24 protein-coding genes are annotated in these 21,899 nt (G+C 35.5%); 12 read left to right on the forward strand and 12 right to left on the reverse strand.

What is annotated here, in order from left to right:
• The first annotated feature begins 80 nt into the window (after positions 1 to 80).
• Positions 81 to 698 (forward strand): hypothetical protein, encoded by a 618-nt coding sequence (locus LBD46_01035; protein MDR2425764.1) that lies wholly within the window; start codon positions 81 to 83, stop codon positions 696 to 698.
• Positions 699 to 817: 119 nt separating this feature from the next.
• Here the strand turns inward: LBD46_01035 and LBD46_01040 are convergent, their stop codons facing one another.
• The gene (locus tag LBD46_01040) at positions 818 to 1,858 is read right to left on the reverse strand and encodes a response regulator (GenBank protein ID MDR2425765.1); all 1,041 of its coding nucleotides are present in this window, start codon (positions 1,856 to 1,858) and stop codon (positions 818 to 820) included.
• A 23-nt stretch (positions 1,859 to 1,881) separates the two neighbouring features.
• Positions 1,882 to 3,888 (reverse strand): hypothetical protein, encoded by a 2,007-nt coding sequence (locus tag LBD46_01045; GenBank protein MDR2425766.1) that lies wholly within the window; start codon positions 3,886 to 3,888, stop codon positions 1,882 to 1,884.
• 99 nt (positions 3,889 to 3,987) lie between these two features.
• Between LBD46_01045 and LBD46_01050 the strand changes: the two genes are divergently transcribed.
• The 4 genes from LBD46_01050 to LBD46_01065 are packed head-to-tail and all read left to right on the forward strand — an operon-like array spanning position 3,988 to position 6,403.
• Entirely contained in the window at positions 3,988 to 4,986 is a 999-nt protein-coding gene (locus LBD46_01050) for a M23 family metallopeptidase (protein MDR2425767.1), read from the forward strand.
• Positions 4,980 to 5,561, forward strand: a complete 582-nt coding sequence (gene amrA, locus LBD46_01055) for an AmmeMemoRadiSam system protein A (GenBank protein MDR2425768.1) — start codon at positions 4,980 to 4,982, stop codon at positions 5,559 to 5,561. Before LBD46_01050 ends, amrA begins: the two co-directional genes overlap by 7 nt.
• On the forward strand, positions 5,545 to 6,243 hold the full coding sequence (locus tag LBD46_01060; protein ID MDR2425769.1) for a WG repeat-containing protein: 699 nt from the start codon (positions 5,545 to 5,547) through the stop codon (positions 6,241 to 6,243). The genes amrA and LBD46_01060 overlap by 17 nt, the downstream gene beginning before the upstream one ends.
• Positions 6,244 to 6,256: 13 nt before the next feature.
• Complete coding sequence (locus LBD46_01065; protein MDR2425770.1) at positions 6,257 to 6,403, forward strand: hypothetical protein; 147 nt, start codon at positions 6,257 to 6,259, stop codon at positions 6,401 to 6,403.
• 42 nt (positions 6,404 to 6,445) lie between these two features.
• On the opposite strand, the gene LBD46_01070 is transcribed toward LBD46_01065, so the two are convergent.
• From LBD46_01070 to LBD46_01115, 10 genes are all read right to left on the reverse strand, one after another.
• On the reverse strand, positions 6,446 to 7,021 hold the full coding sequence (locus LBD46_01070; GenBank protein ID MDR2425771.1) for a class I SAM-dependent methyltransferase: 576 nt from the start codon (positions 7,019 to 7,021) through the stop codon (positions 6,446 to 6,448).
• On the reverse strand, positions 7,018 to 7,827 hold the full coding sequence (locus LBD46_01075; GenBank protein ID MDR2425772.1) for a metal ABC transporter permease: 810 nt from the start codon (positions 7,825 to 7,827) through the stop codon (positions 7,018 to 7,020). Before LBD46_01075 ends, LBD46_01070 begins: the two co-directional genes overlap by 4 nt.
• 14 nt (positions 7,828 to 7,841) lie before the next feature.
• On the reverse strand, positions 7,842 to 8,552 hold the full coding sequence (locus LBD46_01080; GenBank protein MDR2425773.1) for an ABC transporter ATP-binding protein: 711 nt from the start codon (positions 8,550 to 8,552) through the stop codon (positions 7,842 to 7,844).
• Positions 8,549 to 9,376, reverse strand: a complete 828-nt coding sequence (locus tag LBD46_01085; protein ID MDR2425774.1) for a metal ABC transporter substrate-binding protein — start codon at positions 9,374 to 9,376, stop codon at positions 8,549 to 8,551. The genes LBD46_01080 and LBD46_01085 overlap by 4 nt, the downstream gene beginning before the upstream one ends.
• A 134-nt stretch (positions 9,377 to 9,510) precedes the next feature.
• On the reverse strand, positions 9,511 to 11,376 hold the full coding sequence (locus LBD46_01090; GenBank protein ID MDR2425775.1) for a TonB-dependent receptor: 1,866 nt from the start codon (positions 11,374 to 11,376) through the stop codon (positions 9,511 to 9,513).
• A 48-nt stretch (positions 11,377 to 11,424) separates the two neighbouring features.
• Complete coding sequence (locus LBD46_01095) at positions 11,425 to 11,718, reverse strand: PDGLE domain-containing protein (GenBank protein MDR2425776.1); 294 nt, start codon at positions 11,716 to 11,718, stop codon at positions 11,425 to 11,427.
• Positions 11,708 to 12,379 carry an energy-coupling factor ABC transporter permease gene (locus tag LBD46_01100; GenBank protein ID MDR2425777.1) on the reverse strand — a complete coding sequence of 224 codons (672 nt, stop codon included), beginning with the start codon at positions 12,377 to 12,379 and terminating at the stop codon, positions 11,708 to 11,710. Before LBD46_01100 ends, LBD46_01095 begins: the two co-directional genes overlap by 11 nt.
• A gap of 479 nt (positions 12,380 to 12,858) precedes the next feature.
• Complete coding sequence (locus LBD46_01105) at positions 12,859 to 13,356, reverse strand: metallophosphoesterase (GenBank protein MDR2425778.1); 498 nt, start codon at positions 13,354 to 13,356, stop codon at positions 12,859 to 12,861.
• 2 nt (positions 13,357 to 13,358) lie between these two features.
• Entirely contained in the window at positions 13,359 to 13,586 is a 228-nt protein-coding gene (locus LBD46_01110) for a NifU family protein (GenBank protein MDR2425779.1), read from the reverse strand.
• A 25-nt stretch (positions 13,587 to 13,611) separates the two neighbouring features.
• Positions 13,612 to 14,160, reverse strand: coding sequence for a chorismate pyruvate-lyase family protein (locus LBD46_01115; GenBank protein MDR2425780.1), 549 nt, complete (start codon positions 14,158 to 14,160; stop codon positions 13,612 to 13,614).
• 326 nt (positions 14,161 to 14,486) lie between these two features.
• On the opposite strand from LBD46_01115, the gene LBD46_01120 reads away from it, so the two are divergent.
• From LBD46_01120 to LBD46_01150, 7 genes are all read left to right on the forward strand, one after another.
• Positions 14,487 to 16,199: a 4Fe-4S binding protein gene (locus tag LBD46_01120; GenBank protein MDR2425781.1), complete on the forward strand. Its 1,713-nt coding sequence runs from the start codon at positions 14,487 to 14,489 to the stop codon at positions 16,197 to 16,199.
• 234 nt (positions 16,200 to 16,433) lie between these two features.
• Positions 16,434 to 16,913: a 2-oxoacid:acceptor oxidoreductase family protein gene (locus LBD46_01125; protein MDR2425782.1), complete on the forward strand. Its 480-nt coding sequence runs from the start codon at positions 16,434 to 16,436 to the stop codon at positions 16,911 to 16,913.
• A gap of 264 nt (positions 16,914 to 17,177) precedes the next feature.
• Entirely contained in the window at positions 17,178 to 17,687 is a 510-nt protein-coding gene (locus LBD46_01130; protein MDR2425783.1) for a hypothetical protein, read from the forward strand.
• A 10-nt stretch (positions 17,688 to 17,697) separates the two neighbouring features.
• Entirely contained in the window at positions 17,698 to 18,999 is a 1,302-nt protein-coding gene (locus LBD46_01135) for a phenylacetate--CoA ligase (GenBank protein MDR2425784.1), read from the forward strand.
• A gap of 55 nt (positions 19,000 to 19,054) precedes the next feature.
• Positions 19,055 to 19,774, forward strand: coding sequence for a hypothetical protein (locus tag LBD46_01140; protein MDR2425785.1), 720 nt, complete (start codon positions 19,055 to 19,057; stop codon positions 19,772 to 19,774).
• Between the two features lie 360 nt (positions 19,775 to 20,134).
• Entirely contained in the window at positions 20,135 to 20,566 is a 432-nt protein-coding gene (locus tag LBD46_01145) for a hypothetical protein (protein ID MDR2425786.1), read from the forward strand.
• A gap of 67 nt (positions 20,567 to 20,633) precedes the next feature.
• Positions 20,634 to 21,896, forward strand: coding sequence for a hypothetical protein (locus LBD46_01150; GenBank protein ID MDR2425787.1), 1,263 nt, complete (start codon positions 20,634 to 20,636; stop codon positions 21,894 to 21,896).
• The last annotated feature ends 3 nt before the right edge of the window (positions 21,897 to 21,899 follow it).

Raw genomic sequence — 21,899 nt, forward strand, 5'->3', positions numbered from 1 at the left:
ATATTTCACAAAAAACTAAAGAATTTGTACAATAGTGGTATTATGAGTTTCATTAAAAATATTTTCACGATGGAGAGAGAATGAAGAAATTTTTTTTAGTTTTATTTTTTACGTTATACTGTGTCGTTTTTTGTTCAGCTGCAAGAGAGTTTATAGAAGGGACGGATTATTTTGTCGAGTATAAACAAAATAAAGAAAATATGGCAGCGGTTTTACACATAAGTTTTATAAGTTTCATGCCAGCCGCAGAAGAAGCTGAGTCAGTTCTTAAAGATCAGCTCCAGCTTTACGGCAAAATTCTCAAAACTGAAATGGAAAATATGCAAAAAGAAAAATTTGAGAAAGAGCAGTCCCAAAAGGATAAAATAGAAACGGCAAAAGAAAAAGGCATAAAAGACATCAAAGCAATGCTTGAAGATGCGCAGGATGAAGAAGAAAAATTCAAAAATATTATAGGTTCCGTATGGTACCCAGTAGACGGCGATCCTGAAAATATGCAAAAAGTGTCCTATAGCGAAAATTCAAGCGCTTTTGTATGGCTCCAAAAAACACATACAATAGTAGCCTTTCCAGACTACATAAAATTTTTAAAAAAAGAAAAGGAAGAGAAAAAACAAAAAGAGAGAGAAAAAGCCAAATTTCTTAAGCAGCTTCAACAGCTGGAAGCAGATGAAGAACAGGAAGAACCTCAGCTCTAAAAAATAAAGCTGAGCGACATAATTCAGCGGGTTGTAGTTCTAGTTCTACAACTATTCGGCTACAGTTCCACCGTTATCGTTGCCGCCAAATTTCTCAGCTTATTGGCTTCCGTTATTACTTAGAAAAGTTTTTCCAGAACTATTTTTTTTACACTCTCTTCGACCTGCCTTTTGGGCATGGCAAATGCGGTTTTAATAAAAAAATCCTGCGTGAGATCTTTCAGTGTGCATATTTTTGTGTATTTATTTGCATTCAAAGTTTTTATTTCTGAAATGTCGGTAGTGTCAGTAAAAACTATAAAACTCTGTATAAACGGCCTGTATGTCTCTTCATATTTCGTATAGCCAGCTTCTTTTAAAATTTTCTCCATTCTTTTGCTTACCTGCTTAAACTGATTTTCAGATTGTTCAAAAAGATTTCTTCTCTTTGTGGACACTTTTTCAATTCCGTTTACAGCAATTCTCATCGGTTCATTTACGCTGCCGAAAATTTTCGCGTTCGGAAAATATTTTGTCTCAAAAACCATTATCGCAAAAGGAAGCGGATGAGCAGTAAAAGCTATCGTGTCTATCTCTTGACCATTTATGACTATATTCGATTTCGGTTCATAAGGTTTGCAAAGAAAAATTTTTGTCATTGTCTGAAGTTTTGCTTTTACCTCATCTTCAAAAAGTCTTCCTGCACCTTTATCGTCTTCGGATGACAATATTTCTGTAAGCAAAGTATTTTCCGACTGTAGTTGCTGAAGCTTTTTTACATTGTCATCTTTTGAGTTTAAAGCTTTTTTAACTTTTATTACGAGTTCCGTTTCCGTTACAGGCTTCGACATAAAATCTATTATGTACTCTCCCGCAAAATCAGTAACTGCATGACCGTAAGTTTTTTCCATTGCACTAAGAAGAATAACAGGAAGAGACGGCGCATATTTTTTAATATCTGGTAAAATGTCAAGTCCAGTTTCCCCAAGACCGAAATGTATGTCCAAAATCAGCAAATCAAGTTTCTGTGGATTATTGGAAAGATACCTTTTTATTTCTATCGTATTTGAAAATTGAAGTATTTCCGTATCTTTAAAATGTTTAAGTATCGTCCTTTCTAAAGAAGAACGTATACCTGCATCGTCATCCGTTAAGCCTATGAACTTCTTTTCATTTGACATATTTCCTCCAGCAAAATACTATTTTATTTCGAATAAAGAGGCATGTAAATTTCTGTTTCCAGCCCGTTTTCTCCTGAAATTCTTATATTTTGCACCGTAATGTAACCATCAAGAATTTTTATGAAATTTTTGGCTATCATCGTTCCCTCGCCCATTCTCTTGCCTTTTGAGCTTTCTATTGAGATTTTATATATATTCGAAAGTTTGTCTTTTGAAAGCCCACCTGCATTATCATATACGGCAAGTATAAATTTCCCATCTTTAATCGAAAGTCTTATGCCTAAAACCGCTTTAAAGCGAGGAATCAAAACCTTTTTTTGAAGTGCATAAACGGAATTGTCTAAAATATTGTTAAAAGCTACAAAAAACAATTTATTTATCCTGCAATATTTTTTGTCCATTTCGGATATTGTCGCATATTCAAAATTGATATAAGAAGACGTTTTTTGTTTTAAGTCGTCTATGGTTTTTGTGATGGTTTTCTGTATTTGTTCCAGAGAATAATCTCTCAGCTGACCATTTGTAATTTCTTCCACATACGAACGCATGGCTTTCTGGCTTTCAAGTATGGATTTGCTATAAGGTTTTACGACATTGTCATAAACCTCCACCAAAAGTTCATCCATTCCAGTTTTCGATTTTTCAAGCTGGTTTATCAAATCGTGTCTGGCGCTTTTTATAAATTCTATAGTATTGTCAGCCCAACTAAGTTCGAGAACCTGCAGTTTCTGTCTTTGGCTGTCAAAAGATTCAGAAATTTGTTCCACGGTTTGTTTTTTTATAAGTTCATCGCTGAGCGTAAGAGTTTCGGTATAGCGGTTATTCCTGCGGTCAATCAGAATAAAAATTATAAGCATTATAAAAAGCCATATGAGTGTTTCGGGGCTGGCCTTGCTGACGGAATATATTTTATAATATCCAACAGGCGTAACTCCGGTAATCGTTACTAGAATATACATGTATATAATCGTCACTATTACCGAAAGGACTAAAACGTCCGCAAGAAAATATTTTATTCCCGAGTCCATATTTTTCAGGTAAAAATTGTCTTTTATATCTAAATCTGCATACGACTCTTCGGAGTTTACACCTCTTTGAAAAAATATTTTAATCACTATAAAAAAAATAAAAATTATAGGAGGAAGCATTATCATTTCAAGAAAAACGTAATCCCTGAGCGAATAAATGGAAATGTTTTCCATAACGCCCGTAAAAAGTTTTAATGAGATTTCTCTGATTTTGAAAAGATAAGTTATGCCTAAAACGGAAAAGATGAATATTTCGATTTTATCAAAATTTTTAAGCATTATCTTATGCCACGGCAGTTTTTTTTCTTCAATTTTTTCACGATAGGCGAATGTCAGTGTTTTTATGTTGAACTTAAATATAGTAAGACATATCGCAATAGCGAAAAAAACAGTCAGCACTTTGTCAGGTATTTCTATGAAAGTGTCTGCGACATAATTCGTAAAAAGCCCGAGTCTACCCGTATCTATCACTCTGAAAACTTCTTTGAACAATTCAGAAAAGTAAATCGAATACGGTCGGTCAAAAGAAAAATCCTGAAAAATAAAACTTCTTATCACGGAAGAAAAGAATGCCGTTAAAAGTCCTCCGCCTATTCCAGCAAATAAAACGAATTTTATCGCTGACATGAAGTTTGTTTTAAAATTGGTTTTAAAATTGTAATTTGTCGTTTTTAAAATTTCAAGATTCCCGCTTTCGCTTAAAAAACCCCAATAAAGAGCGCCCGTAATATTTACTACGGCAAGATAAATAAAATGAGGTGAAGTAATATTTGAAAGCAGTATGGCCGTAGACAAAGCCACAATCATAGCCCACGCGCTTCCTAAAACCATCGCTGCAACGAAAGTTCCTAGCATATCAAAATACAAAAATTTATAGCTGTTTTCATATACGAAAGCATGTCCCGCCCAGTTCAACAATATCGAAAAAGCGGCGATAAGAAAAAAATATTTTTTGCTGTCCGCACTCCAATAAATGTCCGATAAGATTTTTGGGATTTTCATAATATATATAATATTATTAATCACTTTTATTTACAAGAGTTTTAAAAAGACCTATTGGCCTCTTTAAATTTTTCATTGTTTTTAATAAAATAAAAAATCATGAAAGCAAATAATCACGAACCTAAAATGTTTTTGACAAAAGCTGATATTATCATAAAAATCATAATACGCTGGATGATTTTTTTCGCTTTTATCTTTGTACTGTTAATTACTGCGCGGATATGGGTGCATAAAACCGCCGCGGCAACGCTTGCCGCCATACCCGTAATAAAACTTCCGGATTATCCTCCAGCAGCTCTTTTAACCGATGTTGAAATAAGAAAAAAATATCTTGATTACAGAGTAAGAGGCATACATTTTGATGTATATAAGATAAAACAAAAAGACAACCTTTGGAAAATAGCAAAACCTTACGGTTATACGGTACACACAATAATAGGCTGCAATCCGCAGCTTAAAACATATGACATTTATATAGGGCAAAAAATTCTTGTTCCTTCTTCCGGAGGGACATTACACCCGATACAACGGAACGACACGTGGGAAATAATCGCCGAAAGGTATGATATCGAAGCTGAAATTTTAAAAAATACAAATTTTAGCGTTGATGAATTGATTCCGGGTACCTATATTTTTGTTCCTGGTAAAAGACCTGCCGTAGATTTAATGAATGAAGACATGCAGGAAAAATACGCTTTAAGAGAACTTTTCTCATGGCCTTTAAGCATAGGCGGAAGAATTTCCTCAACCTTTGGACTCAGGAAAAAACATCCCATTACCGGGGTGGCAAGCATGCACGGAGGAATGGATATAGCGGTTCCGATAGGGACTCCAGTTGCAGCAGCAGCAGACGGCGTTGTGATTCTTGCTGCTACGGACGTTGGACATTACGGCACCGCAGTTTACATAGACCACAAAAACGGTTACGTAACGCATTATGGGCATTTATCTTCATATAATGTAAAAGTGGGGCAAAAAGTAAAAGCCGGACGTTTGATAGGAAGAAGTGGAGCTACGGGAAGAGTTACCGGCCCGCATTTACATTTTACGGTAAAAAAAGGTAATAAGACTATTGATCCGCAAACATTTTTATGGTAAAAATGGTTTCAGATTTTTCTATATCAGAAAACTCACAAAAAGAACTTCTTCTGCTGGCAAGAAAAGCCATAGAAGGATATCTTAAAAACAGTGAAGTCATAGATTTTCCCATAGACGATAACAACGAACTTTTGCAGATTGCAACAGTTTTTGTCACGCTTACGCAAAACGGAAATCTGCGCGGCTGCATAGGCACGATAGCACCGCAGTATTCTCTGTACAAAGCTGTTATAAGAATGTCTTTATCCGCAGCTTTAAACGATTCGAGATTTTTTCCGTTAACGCTTGAAGAACTCCCAAAAACAAAAATAGAAATATCCGTTCTTTCACCGATGCACAAAATAAAATCCGCAAAAGAAATAACCAAAAACAAACATGGAGTTTTGATACAAAAAGGTAACAGAAGCGGTTTGTTTTTACCTCAGGTTTGGGAACATTTTAACGATAAAGAAGATTTTATGAACAACCTTTGTTTGCAAAAAGCCGGCATTGCACAAAACAGTTGGAAAGATTCTTCGGCTGAAATTTTTGTGTTTACGGTTTTTTCATTTGAGGAAAATGAAAATTTTATTTAAAACTTTTATTTTAACTATATTTATATGTTTTGCACATTTTTCAGCGGCAGAAAATAAAGACTATTTAATTATATATTCGAAAAACATACGCGGACAGGAAATGAAAGGATATATGACGCATGACGGAGAAGTGGTCATAGAAGCAAAATACAGAATCGCCGAAACTGATAAAATGTACTCAATGGCGATTGTACTTAAAGACGACGGACAGTGGGTGGGAATAGACAGAGAAGAAAACATTATACTTTACCCTTTCATTTACGATAACGGTCCCGACTATGTTTTTGAAGGACTTTTCAGATTTGTCGAAAACGATAAAATAGGGTTCACCGATTTGGACGGAAACAAAATTATAGCGGCAGAATTTGATTTTGCGGATTCTTTTAAAGAAGGTCTTTCAGAATTTGCTTACGGTGGGCATAAAGAATACGACTATGTCAACGAGTATTGGACATGGACAGGGGCCACAGAAACCGGATACATAAACAAATATGGACAAAAATTTATAAGAATCATAAAAACAAATGACGGACAAAGAGTGGCATGGTCACGCAATGGAAAACGCTATTACATAGACAAAGACGCCAAAATAATAAAAGAGATCGATATTATTGGAGAAGAAGACAAAACAGAAACAGGAGGAAGCCAAATAAAAATAAAAGCCGAGAAGCACAAACAGTAAGGCTTACGCACTTTTGAACCTACAGGCAAAAGCGCTGGAAAGGTTTGTTCTCAGTTCGATTAAAGCTTCACATTTAGTCTCATCGCTTGAGATAACCGACGTTTATAAAGGCGATAAGTATGACGATACGGCTTTATCAAAACTGCTTTTGACGACATAGTACCAAAAACCTTCGGAATTTCAGACCCCATTTCAACACGCTTTATTTTTTGCATGCCGTTGCAAAATAATTTTCTTCATCATAAATTTCAATCGTTTTAAAGCCCGCATTTGACGCAAAAACGATTATCTTATTATTTGAAGGAAGCACATCATTACATACCGCATGCTGACATTTTTTGTGGTAGCCGTTTATTTTTTCTTTGTTTCTATCATGCGAAATAACGAAAATTCCATCTTGTTTTAATATCCTGAAACATTCGTTGAAAGCTTTTTGCTTATCATCAATATGAGGAAAAGCGTTATGGCATATAATTTTATCAAATTCTTCGTCCGCACAGTATGTATTTTCAATGCTTGCTTCTACGTACACGGCGGCACTTCTATTAATTTCTTCGGCTTTGTTTAACATGTTAATAGAATAATCCAGAGCTACTATTTCTGCGCATTTTCCTTTCAGCAAAGGTATTAAAACTCCGGTTCCACAGCATGCGTCAAGAACTATGTCCGTTTGTTTGAGTTCCAGCAAAGCAATAATATGTTTTTCTATCAGCTTATATTTTTCTTCGCAAGGGTAACGCCATTTGTCTGCACATGTGTTAAAAAATTCTTTTTTCATATTTTTTCCCCAAACATTTTTTTATATATTACGGTTATGGCAAATAAGCATGAAGACGTCATAACTATCGCCGCCCCAGCCGGCAAGTCAAAAACATAAGACATAAACAAACCCAAAACGCATGAAGCTATGGCAAACAAAACGGAAAAAACATAAAGAGCGGTGAGTTTTTTCGTTATCTGTGCGGCGGAAAGAGGTGGAATTGTTATAAGACCGTAAATTAAAAGTCCACCGATAGTTTTGATATTTATGCTTACCGTAACCGCACATAGCGTTAAAAGCAAATAAAAAATAAATTTTTCCGGAATGCCGCAGGCAAAAGCTGTGCTTCTGTTATAAATTACAGAAATTATTCCTTTATTAAAAATCAGTAACAATAAAAGAATCGCCGCAGAAATTAAAGCAAGCGCTATACTTTCTTTTGCACTTATGATTAAAATACTTCCCCACATCAGTGATAAAGCTTCGGATGTTTTTGTCCCGAGTTTGCCCATAAACAAAAAAGCAAAACCAAGCATAAAAGAAAACAATATGCCCATAGACAAGTTCGGCGAAAAGTTTCCTTTTTCGGCCACAGGACCTATCATTAACGAAGACAATACACAAAATATCAGAGCTGCAACAATCGGATTAATGCCAAAAAATAAGCCGAGTATCGCTCCCGCAAAAGCCGTATGCGTCATAGCAACGCCCACAAACGGAATATTGAGGAGATAAACCCACACTCCTATAATTCCACAGGCAAGACCGGCAAAAAAAGACGCCGTTAAAGCTTTTATAAAAAAATAGCTGTACAAAAATTCCATACAGAGCCACCGCCTTATCCGTACACATCATATTCACGCACTTTTTCTTTTATGTTTTTATTATCCGTACTCAAAACTATTTTGCCATCTTTAAGCATAAAAACTTTTTCACAGCATTGAGGTATCATATCGATATCGTGGGTGACTATAAGACAGGTAAAATTAAACCCGAGATAAAGCTTTTCTATAAAATTCAAAAATATCTTTTGCGAACCCGGATCTAAACTTGCCTGCGGCTCGTCAAGAAATATTATTTCGGGCTGCTGGGCAAGAACCCGCGCTATTGAAACTTTTTGTGATTCTCCACCGGAAATTTCACCTAAAGTAGAATCGGCGATATGTTCTATCTGGGCAATTCTCAATGAATTATTCACAATCTTTCTATCTGTTTCGTCGAATTTTTTAAAAATACCATTTTTTGCAAACCGGCCGACACTTACCGCCTGAAATACGGAGATGGGCGAATTTTTCCATGAAACGTTGTTTTGCGGGACGTAACCAATAATATTCTTGTTTATATCTTTTAAATCTCTGCCGAAAATTTTTATGATTCCACTGAATTTCTGCAAACCGCAAACTGATTTTATGAGCATACTTTTTCCAGCCCCGTTTGCTCCTATAAGCGCAGAAAAGCTGCCTTTTTCAATACTGAGACAGGCTCTGTTTAACACCTTTTTTTTTGGAAAACTTACTTCAAGATTTTGTATATCTACGGCGGAACTCATTGAATGGCCTTATGCAGTCTTTTCCCATTGTCTTTTAAAGTATTTACATATGAATTTCCTATAGGGAAATTACTTATCACGCACTGTTTAGCGTTAATATTGTCCGCAAGCTCTCTTCCACTACCGGCGCCGGATTGAAGGTTATCAACGATTACTGTTACACCCTGTTTTTTGCCTTTGCTTACCAAATATGCAAGCTTTTTTACGGTCAAGTCTTCGGTTTTCCCGTAAGTTGAGACCACTTCAAAACCTATCCATTCGAGAAAATCTTTTATTTTATCATTAGAAATTACCTTTTTGCCGTAAGCGCTTTCAAGCTGTTTTTTCACTTCATCGGAAGCAAAGTTTATGCGGAAAACATAATCCGTAAAATTATCCTCATAATATTTAGCGTTTTCAACGTCCATATAAGCAAGCATATCCTTTATTTCTTCAGCTGCGCGTATATGTATATATGGTATCATCCAATTGCCTTCTGTTGATACCTGTTTATACAAAATGCCTCTGTTACCCGCTTGAAGTTTAAGTCTGCTTATCCAGTTTTCCCATTTATGACTTAAAACCAAATTGCTGTTTTCCGTGCGTTCAACAACTTTTGGGGTTATATCATAGCTGCTAGGGCATATAAGAGGTTGGATTATCATGTACACGTCAACCTTGTTGCCACCGATTTCTTTAACAACCTGATAAATATCCGCAGTAGTTACAGTTATAACAATTTTCGTCTTATTGGGATCTTCAAAAGGAACAGCAAAAATGCTTTGATATAAGAGCAAAAAAGGAAGAAGAATAAATGTGATAAATTTTTTTATTTTATTTTCCATACAATTCTGTTGTCCTTATACGCAAATCGGTTTTTAATTGTCTTGCGGCCGTGCATAATGCTGCGACCGCAAGATTTGTAATATTATAGTGTATTTTTACATTAAAGAAAATAAAATATTATATGTGTCATTCTTTAAAATTTATATACAGCTCCAATGGTTGCAGTCGCTCCAGGCATTTCATAAATTCTGTCTGCTCCGAAAGAAACTATATACATTTCATATTTCTGATTGGTAAAATTATCTGCAGCAACATAGATTGAAAACTGTTCATTGACATTAAAATGAACTTTAGCATTAAAAACATTAAAATCATCAAGTTTAACTATATTGGCACTATTTGTATTTGAAGCATAAATCGCATAATAATCAAAAACAAGCAATGCATTTACATGAAAACCAAATTTTCCTATTTTATAGTCTAAAGATAAATCAACTTTATTTTTAGCAACAGGTTGGGTTATTTTATTTTTCGAAACACCTTCTTTCAAGTCTCCCGCATCTAAATAAGAATAAGCGGCAAAACCGTTTAATTTTTTTAAGATTTCTCCCCTAAGAGAAAACTCCGCACCTTTAAATTCATAACTTCCAGAATTGTGAAACTGAACAGGAACAGGTGTATGCATTGGAGATATAAAAACTTCTTGTATATAGTTGTCGCCTTTTATTATAAAAGCGGCTGCATCAAAATCTATTCCGAAATATTTGGAATTGATTCCTGCTTCAAAGCTATCCTGAGTTTCCGGCTTTAAGTCCGGATTTCTCGGAGGAACCGTGTAAAGTTCGTTTATATAAGGAGATCTAAAACCTTTGCTGTATCCTCCCCTTAGCGCAATTTTTTCAGTAATATTATAAACAGCTCCAGCACGCGGCACAAAAACTTCTCCGGAAATCTCATCGTAATTATATCTCGCTCCAGCAAACAATTTTAGTCCAGAAATAACTTCATATTCATCTAAAGCAAATAAAGCGGCTTCTCCTTTTTTCCACGTTCCTCTTGGCATCAAAGCGGGCGGAGCAGCTGCATTTAAAACTTCGGCTTCAGAGTATTTGTACTCAATACCGTATTTTAAAGTATTACCTTCAAACAATTTGCTTTCCATGCGGGCAGTTATTCCATACAATATATCTTTTGAATGAAAACTGTCAGAAAATTTGTGTTCGCCACTGTCTGCAAAGGCAAGAATATCGATTTTTGTGTTTTCAAACCTTTTTTCATATCTTATATCTGTTGCATTTCTTTTAAAATCATAGGAAGCGGCAGATCTCGTCGACCCTGACACGTCTTTTGCAATAGGTTCATATTCGATTCCCGAAAAATCTTTTCTCGTTATTTTAATTTCGCTTGTATCATCTATTTTATATCCCAACTTTATATATGTGTCAGTTGCATTATATCCGGAATTTTCCAAATATCCATCGCTTGAAGCATTGTTTACCGAAACCTCATAAATTACTTTTTCCGATTGCCCTCCAAGATAAGCACTGTAATTTTGTGTATTGAAAGTTCCGTATGAAAAACCTATCTGTCCTTCAATAATATCCTGCGGTTCATGTGTTAAAATATTTATAAGTCCGCCGAACCCATCTCCGCCGTACAATACGGAATCAGGCGTTTTTATAACTTCTATTTCAGCAATATTTCCGACAAGCATTGTCTGGGAAACTCCGCAACCATAAAGTGAAACTTTTTCTGGCCGGCCATCAACAAATAGTCCTATTCTTCTGAAACTGTCACCAAGACCTCTTATGTTAAGATCGGACTTAATTCCAGAAGCTGCTTTTGTAACAAAAACACCCGGAACGTTACTTATTAAATCCAACATGGCCGGAGTATTTTTATTTGCTATTTCATCTCCGCTTATAATTTCTGAAGCGACAAAATCTCCCTGCGCTCCGCCACCCGCTTTCTCAAGCGATAAAGAAACTTCTCCGTCCTGTGCCAAAACTGTTTGACTTAACATAATACAAAACAACGCCGCAATAAATAATTTACGCATTACTTCCTCCCGATATTTTTTTTAAAGTTTTTAGACGATTAGAATTTTTTATTTTACAAGATTTTTTCGTTTTAAAATAAAATTTGCTGTTTCGTATAGAACATAAAGCAATATGATTCCGATAATTCCTGCAAGCAATGCGGACAAAAATTCATTTCCTATAAAAGAAAGCGAATAATCAGTAAAAAAAGATTTTGTCTCCGCCGCTTTCTCATCGAAACCGTACTTTATCGCTATGGATTCCAAAGCGTCTGGATGTGAAGAAGCAAGAAAACTTGCAAACAGAGTTATTAATGCAGGAATGCCTGCAGCGCTTATAAGAAATTTTTTATTAGTTTTCATTTGCAATCTCCAAAGTTTTTAATATTTTAAGCAAAATAAGTGTAATAACAGTTTCTACAATTGCAAAAAGAAAATGAAGAGACATCATATCTTTAAACGCCTGTCCGAATGATACGGTATTTGAAATCCCGAGCTCCGCCAAACACATAAGAGCTGCCGCCAAAACAGAAAAGAAGCATGCCGTTATAACTGCAAAATAATAATTTTTTGAAAGCAGAGCTTTATAGACATAATATGAAAGAAAAGAACCTATAAAAGCCATATTAAAAATATTGGCTCCAAGTGCCAAAAATCCTCCATCCGCAAAAAACAACGACTGTACTATAAGCACGGATGACATGATAACAAACCCCGCAAAAGGGCCTGCCAAAACTGCGGCAAATACTCCGCCAAGCAAGTGAACGGATGTTGCGGATGCTACGGTAATATTAAACATTTGGCATGAAAACACCCATACTGCTATGATTGCAAGCTTACGAAAATAGTTGCCGCCGCCGTTAGAAAACGTAATTGCACCAATACCACTGCCATTAGCCGATACCGCTGCCGTTACAGGAACGGCTTTAAAAACTTTCCCTATGCAAAAACCAAGCATCGCTACACCTGCAGCAAGAAAACCTCCCGCTAAACCATTACTTAAAAACCCGTCAGGAATATGCATTTGAATCCTCCAAAATATTAACCGCATACACGGTATGATAATAAATATTACAAAATTAAAAATCGTAACACAAGAACCGAATGTTACTTTAAATTGTTGTTTTAGTATTTTTTTGCAGCACTGGGAAAAGTTTCAATTCTGATTTCAGCTGAATATTATCTTAAATCTGTTTTTTGTAAGATTTCTTTGATTTTTCAAGGTTTTACAATTATTTTTTTAATTTATTTCATTTTTTAAATCATAAAATAATAGTTTTTGCTTTAAAAAAGTTGTTAAGTTGTCAAAGAGATTTTATAATCATTATTTTCTATTGCAAATAAAATGTTGAATAGATTCTCACTGAGGAATTATTTAGCACATATAAAAGCGGGGATTGCCATTGAGATGTTGGGCAGTTCAGTAACCTCACAAGTTTGTCAAAGTCTGTGTGAAGTCGTAGGGTGTGGTATAAACAGCCTATAAAAATTGTCAATTTGCTCTCAAAACAGATTATCCAAATCAAAAATTTCAGTATGGTTTATGACCAAATCTATTAAAGCTATGGTTTTTCTTCCATAACGCTGTCCGCACGCTTCGCCGGGATTTAATATCGTGGTTTTTCCTTGTTTTTCTATGCTTGCTTTATGAAGATGTCCGTATAAAACATAATCGTGTTTTCCGTCCGCCACAATTATTCCGATATTTAAAGGTCTGTGCGCCATGATAAATAGTTTTCCTGAAATTTTAAATTCAAAAGGAGCTTCTTGTATCATTCCGAACTCTGAAATGATGTTTTCAAGAGCAGAGCGTTCTATATCATTATTGCCATAAACAGCTTTAAAACCGCAGTTAAGCTTAGAAAATTCTTTAGCGGAAAAAGGTGAAAAAATATCCCCGCAATGTAAAACCAAATCTGCATTGCGGAGATTAAAAAAATTAACGGCTTTACGTATGCAGCCTATATCATTATGCGTATCTGATATAACGCCGATTAACATATCTATACTGACTTAACTTCTTTTATTTCCGGCACGGACTCCTTTATCGCGTTAGTAACGCCATATTGCAATGTCATTGCCGCCATAGGACAGCCACCGCAGGCGCCTGTAAGTTTAACGCTTACAACTCCGTCATCCGTAACGTCCACAAGTTCGACGTTTCCACCATCAGCCTGTAAACCCGGCCTTACGATGTCTAACGCTTTTTCGACTTTTTCTTTTAAAGTCATAGTTTATCACCTCTTTCTTTATGAATTATTTAAAATAATCCGACGGAAAGATTTCTTTAATCCAGGCCAAAGTTTTACCGCCGCTTGTTATTTTATATTCTCTGCTTAAAAATTCCGTTTCATTTTTAAATATGTCTTTTAACATGTCGTTGCCGGGTTCAATGTTTACTCTTACGACTTCTCTTCTCGATTCAATATTATGCTTTCTGAGAACTCTGCCTATCGGAATATCTGAAAAAAGCATATCTGTTTTAAAATCCCCACGTAATATTGCATCAGGAATAAAAGATTCAGCATAAATTAAAGGCCGCCCATTTTTATGCATTAAAATAACGCGGCAGCTTACTTTTTCCCCTTCGTCAATATCGCAGAGTTTCGAGAGCGATTTGTCCGCCTTTTTCGTTTCCCTGCTCAATATTTTGATCGCCGTTTTTCCGTTTAAAATGTCCAGTATAGTAGTTACTGTTCCATCAGTAGAAAGCAGTATTTTTTCTACGGATGACAATTTTCCCGTTTTCTTTTTTAATTTTTCAATTTCTTCAAGCACATTTATATCGGCTTCATTTCCGTTCATAATTATTTTCGGTTATATCAATAAATTTATTTGCTTACAAAACTTCCTGTGGTATAATTTATGACAAATTATCGTCTATATTTTTTTGTGAAACTGCAGGCATTATATCAAAAATACAAGAAAACTCAAAATATGCCAAGTGGGTCGTTCTTATCATATTCAAATATCCTTTGGTTTTTGCTTTACCTCAATGAAGACCAAATTTTCTTTTCAATATTTCTTGCGGGAAATGTTCAAAAAAGATAGAATTAATCCATATAATTTTTGTTAACAATCCGTATATATGTACACATACATATTATTATAGAGAGGCAATTTTTATTTTTATGAAAAGAATTGAACTGTTGTCGGGCGATGAAGCGCTTGCACGCGGTGCTTATGAAGCAGGACTGAAATTCGCGGCATCTTATCCAGGAACGCCCGCGACCGAAATTTTGGAATATCTTGCAAACTTTGACGATGTTGACGCTCAATGGTCAGTAAACGAAAAAACGGCTTATGAGACGGCTTTGGGTGCTTCAATCGCGGGCGTAAGAAGCATTTACTCTTCAAAGCATGTTGGCGTAAACGTTGCGATGGACCCTTTAATGACGTCCGCATACACAGGTATCGGAGGTGGGTTCGTTATAGTTACTGCGGACGATCCACAGCTTCAATCTTCGCAAAACGAGCAGGATAACAGGTTCATAGCCAAATTTTCAAAACTTCCCATGTTTGAACCTTCAAGTCCGTCTGAAGCTTATAAAATGGCAAAGGCGGCCTTTGATTTAAGCGAACGTTTTGATACGCCCGTCATAATACGTTTGACTACGAGGGTGGCTCATACAAAAGAAAATGTCGAAACAGGCGATAGAGCCGAAACTGAAAATAAGCCTTTTGCTGTAAATGCTGCAAAATACGTTATGGTGCCAGGTCATGCCTATAAAAAGCATATAGCTTTGGAAGCCAAACTTGTCGAACTTCAAAAATATGGCGAACAGTCAGAATTTAATATTGCCGAAATCAACGATAAATCGATGGGAATAATTGCCGACGGCACTGCATACTTGTATGCAAAAGAAGTTTTTCCTAATGCTTCGTTTTTGAAACTGGGGTTTGTTTATCCTTTTGCCGATGAAAAAATTAAACGCTTTGCAAAAGAAGTGAAAGAACTTTATGTTATCGAAGAACAGGACCCATTTATAGAAGAGCATGTCAGAGGTCTAGGCATTGTGCTAAAAGCAAAAGATATTTCTTATCGTATAGGTGAGTTAACTCCGGTTTTGGTAAAAGAGATAGTCGAAGGAAAAATAAAAGTTGAAAAAGCCGCTGATGCGAGGAAGCCGGTTTTATGTCCGGGCTGTTCCCACCGCTCGGTTTTTTACGCTTTAAAGAAACTTAAAGCCATCGTTTCTGGCGATATAGGCTGTTATACGCTCGGCGCTTTAAAACCTTTGGAAGCATTGCATACAACAGTATGTATGGGCGCAAGCGTCACGATTATGGAAAGCCTTTCAAAATATTTGGGGCATGATAAAGTTGTCGGTGTAATAGGCGATTCGACTTTCGTGCATTCCGGAATAACGGGACTGGTAGACGCTGCTTATAATCAGGCTAAAGGTTTACTGATAATTCTGGACAACTCAAATACCGCAATGACAGGCAGCCAACCAAATCCTTCTACCGGCGTTAACGCAAAAGGAAAGCCTACGAAAAAATTAATATTGGAAGAAATATGTAAAGCGGCGGGAGCGGATATTGTTGAAACGATAAACGCTTTTGATAAAAATCTGCAAAATAAAATAAAAGAGCTGATGTCAAAAGAGTCCCTTTGTGTGTTGATAGCAAGATTTCCATGCAGAATGATAGAACGCGGCAAAATGGTAGCGCCTGTTTTTAATAAAGATAAATGTATAGTATGTGGCGCCTGCTTACAGATTGACTGTCCAGCCATATATAAAAACATGGAAGGCAAAATTACACACGATGCATTTTTATGCACCGGCTGCAATGTCTGTGCGTCGGCATGCAAATTCAACGCTCTTCAAGCGGCACAGTGAAAATATTAAAACCCGATAAAATGTTTATGAACATGACGTGCTAGCAGAATGTGGAGAATTCAAAAAGCGGCTGACAATTCCATAGATGATTTGCGAATGGCTTTGCACGAACTCATATTAAGATTTATAGCTTTTTAACCGGCAGGCGAATTACAGAAAGGCATATATTACCAAATATACAGACTGTGGAAAAAGCAATGGACAGAATAGATAAATACATATTAAGGAATAACAATGAGAGATAAAGTTTTCAATATTTTATTTTGTGGTACTGGCGGTCAAGGAATTTTGACAGCTGCCGAAATCGTTTCGCTGGCTGCGGTTTATGACGGATACCATACCAAAAAATCTGAAGTGCACGGCATGGCGCAAAGGGGAGGTTCTGTGGAATCGCATGTACGTTTTGGAAAACTCGTATATTCTCCGTTGATAGAAGAAGGCAGCGCAGACTTTTTAGTTTCTTTCCATAAGGGCGAACACGACAGAATGAAACGCTGCCTTTGTGCAAACGGAGTTGATTTGTTTGCAAGCTTTGAAGAAGCTGAAAAAAATATGACAAATAAAAAATTTATAAATACGCATATGTTGGGCGTGCTTTCAAAAAATCTGAACATAAGAGCAGAAAGCTGGCTGAAAGCACTTGAAGCAGGCTTTAAAGGAAAATTTATTGAAGAAAACAGGAAAATTTTTTTGGAAGCGGTATCAAAAGGATAGTAAGCAGTAAGATTATTGCCGTTAAAAACCTTTTGTATTGAATTTTATGCTCGGAATACGAATTTAACCACCCATAGGGTTTATGATAAATTCGTTAAAATCGGTTTGCTTGACATGTTTTACGAATCAAAAACGGCTGATTTGTTTGCCGATGATAAAACGCTTTGCGCGGTCAAAGTGATCTTTATGTTTTTTTGCTTTTTAAAGAAGAAAAGAAACAAATGACTGCAATTCTTTAATATTTTTTGAGAGGCAGACTTAAACTTGAAAAATTTTTTAAAAGATATGACATTAAAAGTAAAAGAATTTTTTTTAAACCTCGGCAGCAATAATGCCGGTGAAAGCATTATAATTGACGAAACACAGTTTAAGCGGCATTATTCCGAAAAAATAATAAATGAAAATATCAAAAGATATAACAGGCTGCTTGAAGAAATAGAAAAAATGAGAAAAGAAATTAAAAGCCAGATTCCGAATTTTGATAAAGCTGCAAAAGAGTTTATTATGTTCGTCAATGCTCCCAAAGAAATTGAAGAGGACAAAAATAAAAATTCCGACCTAAAAACGAATAATCCCTACATTAGCGATTTTATGCTGCGCAGAAATGAATTTGAAGATAAAGCCCAAAGGTTGAGTGAAGCTTTTAACAAAATCACGGAACTTAGAAAAAATGAATTAAGCAAATATTTTGAAGCTAAACGACTTATAAACGACAATTCCATTTTAATCAAAGAAAAAAGAATATACGAAATAGAAGTGGAAAAAGAAAAATAAGGGGCAATTTATGATCTTCAATGAAAAGTTTGAGACAATGAATCTGCATGACTTGAAAAATCTTCAATCTGAAAGGCTTAGGTGTCTTACGGGATACGTTTATAAAAATTCTCCGGTTTATAAACGGAAAATTGACGAAAGCGGTTTTTCGCTTTCCGATATTAAAACCATCGATGATATCATAAAACTCCCCTTTACCACCAAAGACGATATGAGAGATTATTATCCTTTTGGTCTTTTTTCCATGCCGATATCGAAAATTGCAGAAGTGCATGTTTCAAGTGGGACAACTGGAAATCCCGTAGTGTCGGGATATTCAAAAGAAGATGTAGATCTCTGGGGAGAAGCCGCCGCCAGAAGCATAGCAGCAGCAGGCGGAATGCCCGGCGATATTATACAGATTTCCTATGGGTACGGCCTTTTTACCGGTGGACTGGGACTTCATTATGGAGCTTTAAAATTCGGCGCTGCCATAATGCCGATGTCTTCCGGCCAAACGAAAAGACAGATAAAACTTATGAGCGATTTCAAGCCGCGTCTTTTGGCCTGTACGCCAAGTTTTGCTTTATATATGGGCGAAGAAGCCAAAGCGCTTGGTTTTTCTCCACAGCAAATTTCGTGGGAAGTAGGGATTTTCGGAGCGGAACCTTGGACGACAGCTTTAAGAGACGAAATAGATAACTCGCTTGGAATGCTTGCTACCGATATTTATGGTTTGTCGGAAATAACAGGGCCCGGAGTGGCGCAGGAATGCCATTTAAGAAACGGGCTGCATATTTGGTCTGATGTTTTTTATCCAGAAATTATAAATACGGAAACTGACAAGCCTGCTGCCGAAGGAGAAATAGGCGAACTCGTCATAACCACACTTACAAGAACAGGGATGCCTCTTTTACGTTACAGAACAAGAGATTTGGTCTTCATTGATAATAGTAAATGTGCATGCGGACGAACTGCACCGCGCATTTCGAAAATCAAAGGAAGAACCGATGATATGATAATAGTGCGCGGAATAAATGTTTTCCCAACGCAGATAGAGTACGCGCTTTTACAGGTTGAAGGTTCTCTTCCAAATTATTTGATTATAGTCGATAGAGCTGAGCACGGTCTTGATACTATCGAAGTGCAGGTCGAAATAGATGAAAAGGTTTTTTCCGATGAACTTAAAGGGCTGGAAGCAGTCAAACAAAAAATCAAAAAAAGTATTGAAAATACTATTTTGGTCAGCGTCAATGTAAAGCTCGTAGCGCCAAAAACCATAGCAAGAAGCGAAGGAAAGGCAAAGAGGGTTATCGACAATAGAAGAATATAGTTTAACAGGCATTTACGGGAATGGCACAAATTTTTTAAAATAAAAGGAGACTGATATGACATGGCTGCATGCTTTTAAAAATAATTTTTTAGGCGTTTTTCGTATTCTTTCTGACGTTATAAAAAATCATTTCTTTGCAATGTTAGCAATTTTTATTGTTTATTCCATATTAAATTTCAGCATCGAAAAATTTTTAGTAAAAAATTTTGTTCATAATGGCTCTTTTTTGTACGACATATTTGTGATAATTGCGGAGCTGTCGTTTATTTCAATTACGTTTTCACTGTTTGCAGGTAAAAAATTCTTTTTTAAAAAATTGTTTCCGGGCATAAAATTTTTGATTTACTCTCTGCTTTTAACGGTAGTCATATTTATATTTTCTATTCCGTTAAGAATTCTTGCCAATATATTGATAAACACAGTATTTCCGCCTTTGCTTGCTTTATTGTTTACGATGTTTTACGCGTCCATGATATCTTTAACAGCGATGGGCATATTGTTTAGCATATTTAATTTTATTGAAAAGCCAGCAATCGATCAGCCCATACTGAGCATGCTAGACATTTTTGCAAATAATAAACTTTTTGTGTCAACCGTTTCTTTTATTACGGGGATATTATTTATTGCAATACCGATTTTGTCACAAGAAAGCTATTTCTTTGTCTCTAAAATGTTTTTCTGTGTTTTTTTTACGGCGCTTTATTTTACGTTAAAATCCAAAGAAAATGCTGAAGACACGGTCATGCAAAAAGCGATAGAAGCTGCCCAAAGATAAAAATTTCTATTTAGCCGTTTAGAAAAAATCAGTTAAGAATTTAAAGAAAAATTATGCAGCCCATATATCCAAAAGAACAGCCGCAAAGCTGGATTGTCACCGATGAAATATTTAAATCAATATGGAGAGCGATTAAAAATAGTCCTTTAAGTATAATTGCAGCTGTATTAAATATGACATTGCTGCAAAATTCAAATAGATTTTTACAGTGCCATTTTCATTTTAGATTTATATTACAATATCCAAAGAATACGGCAAATATAAAGAATGTGCGGTCATTATAAGTCCCAAAGAGACGGCAGCCGTAAATCCATCATGATAAATATTAGTAAAATATTTCACAAAATAACGGAGGAAAATATGAAAATTACACAGATATCGGTTTTTATTGAAAATACTAAAGGAAAGCTTTATGAGCTGTGCAGCATACTTGGCAAAAATAATATTAATATTAAAGCTTTGACTTTGGCGGAAAGTCCGGAGTTCGGCATAGTGCGTCTTGTCGCAGATAAAACGGAAGAGTCCATAAAACTTTTAAAAGAAAATAATTTTGTCGCATCGATAGCGGACATTGTGGCGGTGGAGGTTTCCGACAATCCAGGCGGACTGGCGGCGGCCTTAAAAGTGTTTGCCGATAATAATATTAACATTGAATATATGTACGGTTTTGTAGAAAAAACTTCCGATAAAGCTTTAATGGTTTTTAAGTTTGAGAATATAGATAAAGCTATAGAACTGTTATGTAAAAACAACATTTCGATAATTTCAAAAGATAAAATTTGTCGGGTATAACGCGCGCTCCATATAGAAATTTGTTTTAAAAAAATACTTGTAAATTTTTGCTTCGGAGATTGACATCATGATGGAAGAATTTATTGATTTTGTAATTGACGTTTTTGGAAACGTATTAAAAAAATTTCAAATCAATGCATTCATTATTTTGATAATCGGCATTATTTCATCTTTTTTATTTATTCCGGAAATATTTCTTAAATATGCTCCTAACCTTTTTTTACAAGATATTATCGCAATAAAAGTTTTTATCTGCCTACTGTCTTTTATTTTTATAAAAGTGTTTATGCTTACGATAAAAAGAATTAAAATTAATTTCAATACGGCCAAGCTTCTTTTTATGAATCTTCTAAAGCCGTTTTTTTTGGGGATTATCTTTATGATAATTTTTGGGATTTTGATTTTTATCAGCTGCGCGCCGATAATTTTTCCTTCTTTGACTGAGAAATTTGTTATTGCGTTTTTCTCCGCTGCGGTCGCAGCCGGCATTTTAGTGTTAGCTTTACTTCCGAACGCCGTAATATCTTTATTTTTTGCTTATGAAGGAAGAACTTTCAGAGAAGCTCTTATTGAAGCCAATCGGCTGATTGAACACAGACGCAGCAAGATGTATTTTCTTATGATTTTTCTTGCTCTTTGCATTTTGGTTTTAAATCTTACGCATTTTGGCATGATAATAGCCTTTCCGCTGATTGTTATGGCTATGGATCAAGCTAGAGAATCTCTTATCGCGGTTGAAAAAGAAAAAGATAATGCCAAAACTGAACAGATTAATAAAAGTTATTATCATTACAGCCCGAAAGTCGATTATGCTAAAGATTATTTTGAGTACAATGAATATGACAAAATAAGAAATAAGAAAGATCTGATTGCAGCGGAACAAAAAGAAAGCGTTCCGCTGCAAAAAAACAGCGCGGAAACAAATCTAGACAGTTCAAAGATAAGTGTACCAGAATCCGAGAAAGACATATCTTCAAAAATAACATCTTCTTTGGGATATAACGTTACGGGTTCTACAGTAGAAGAAGATAAAGAAATCGTACTGAGCGATTTTATTGATTTAGAGGCATATAGTAAAGAAAAAGCGCAAAAAGAAGAAATTGAAGATATTGACGGCAAAGAACATGAAATAAGCATAGAATTTGAACCCTATAAAAAGCACGAAGAAGAGAAAAAAGAAAAAAAATCAGGAAAAGAATATATTGACGGATTCGGAGCTATAGAAAAAAAACCCGTACAAAAGCCTTATGACATAAAAGAGAAAAACAAAAGATCCATTGACGCAAAAACTTATATTGAAAATTATGGTTTGGTGAAAAGAAAAAAATAAATA

The organism is Candidatus Endomicrobium procryptotermitis, assembly GCA_031279415.1.
GTDB classification, from domain to species: domain Bacteria; phylum Elusimicrobiota; class Endomicrobiia; order Endomicrobiales; family Endomicrobiaceae; genus Endomicrobium_B; species Endomicrobium_B procryptotermitis.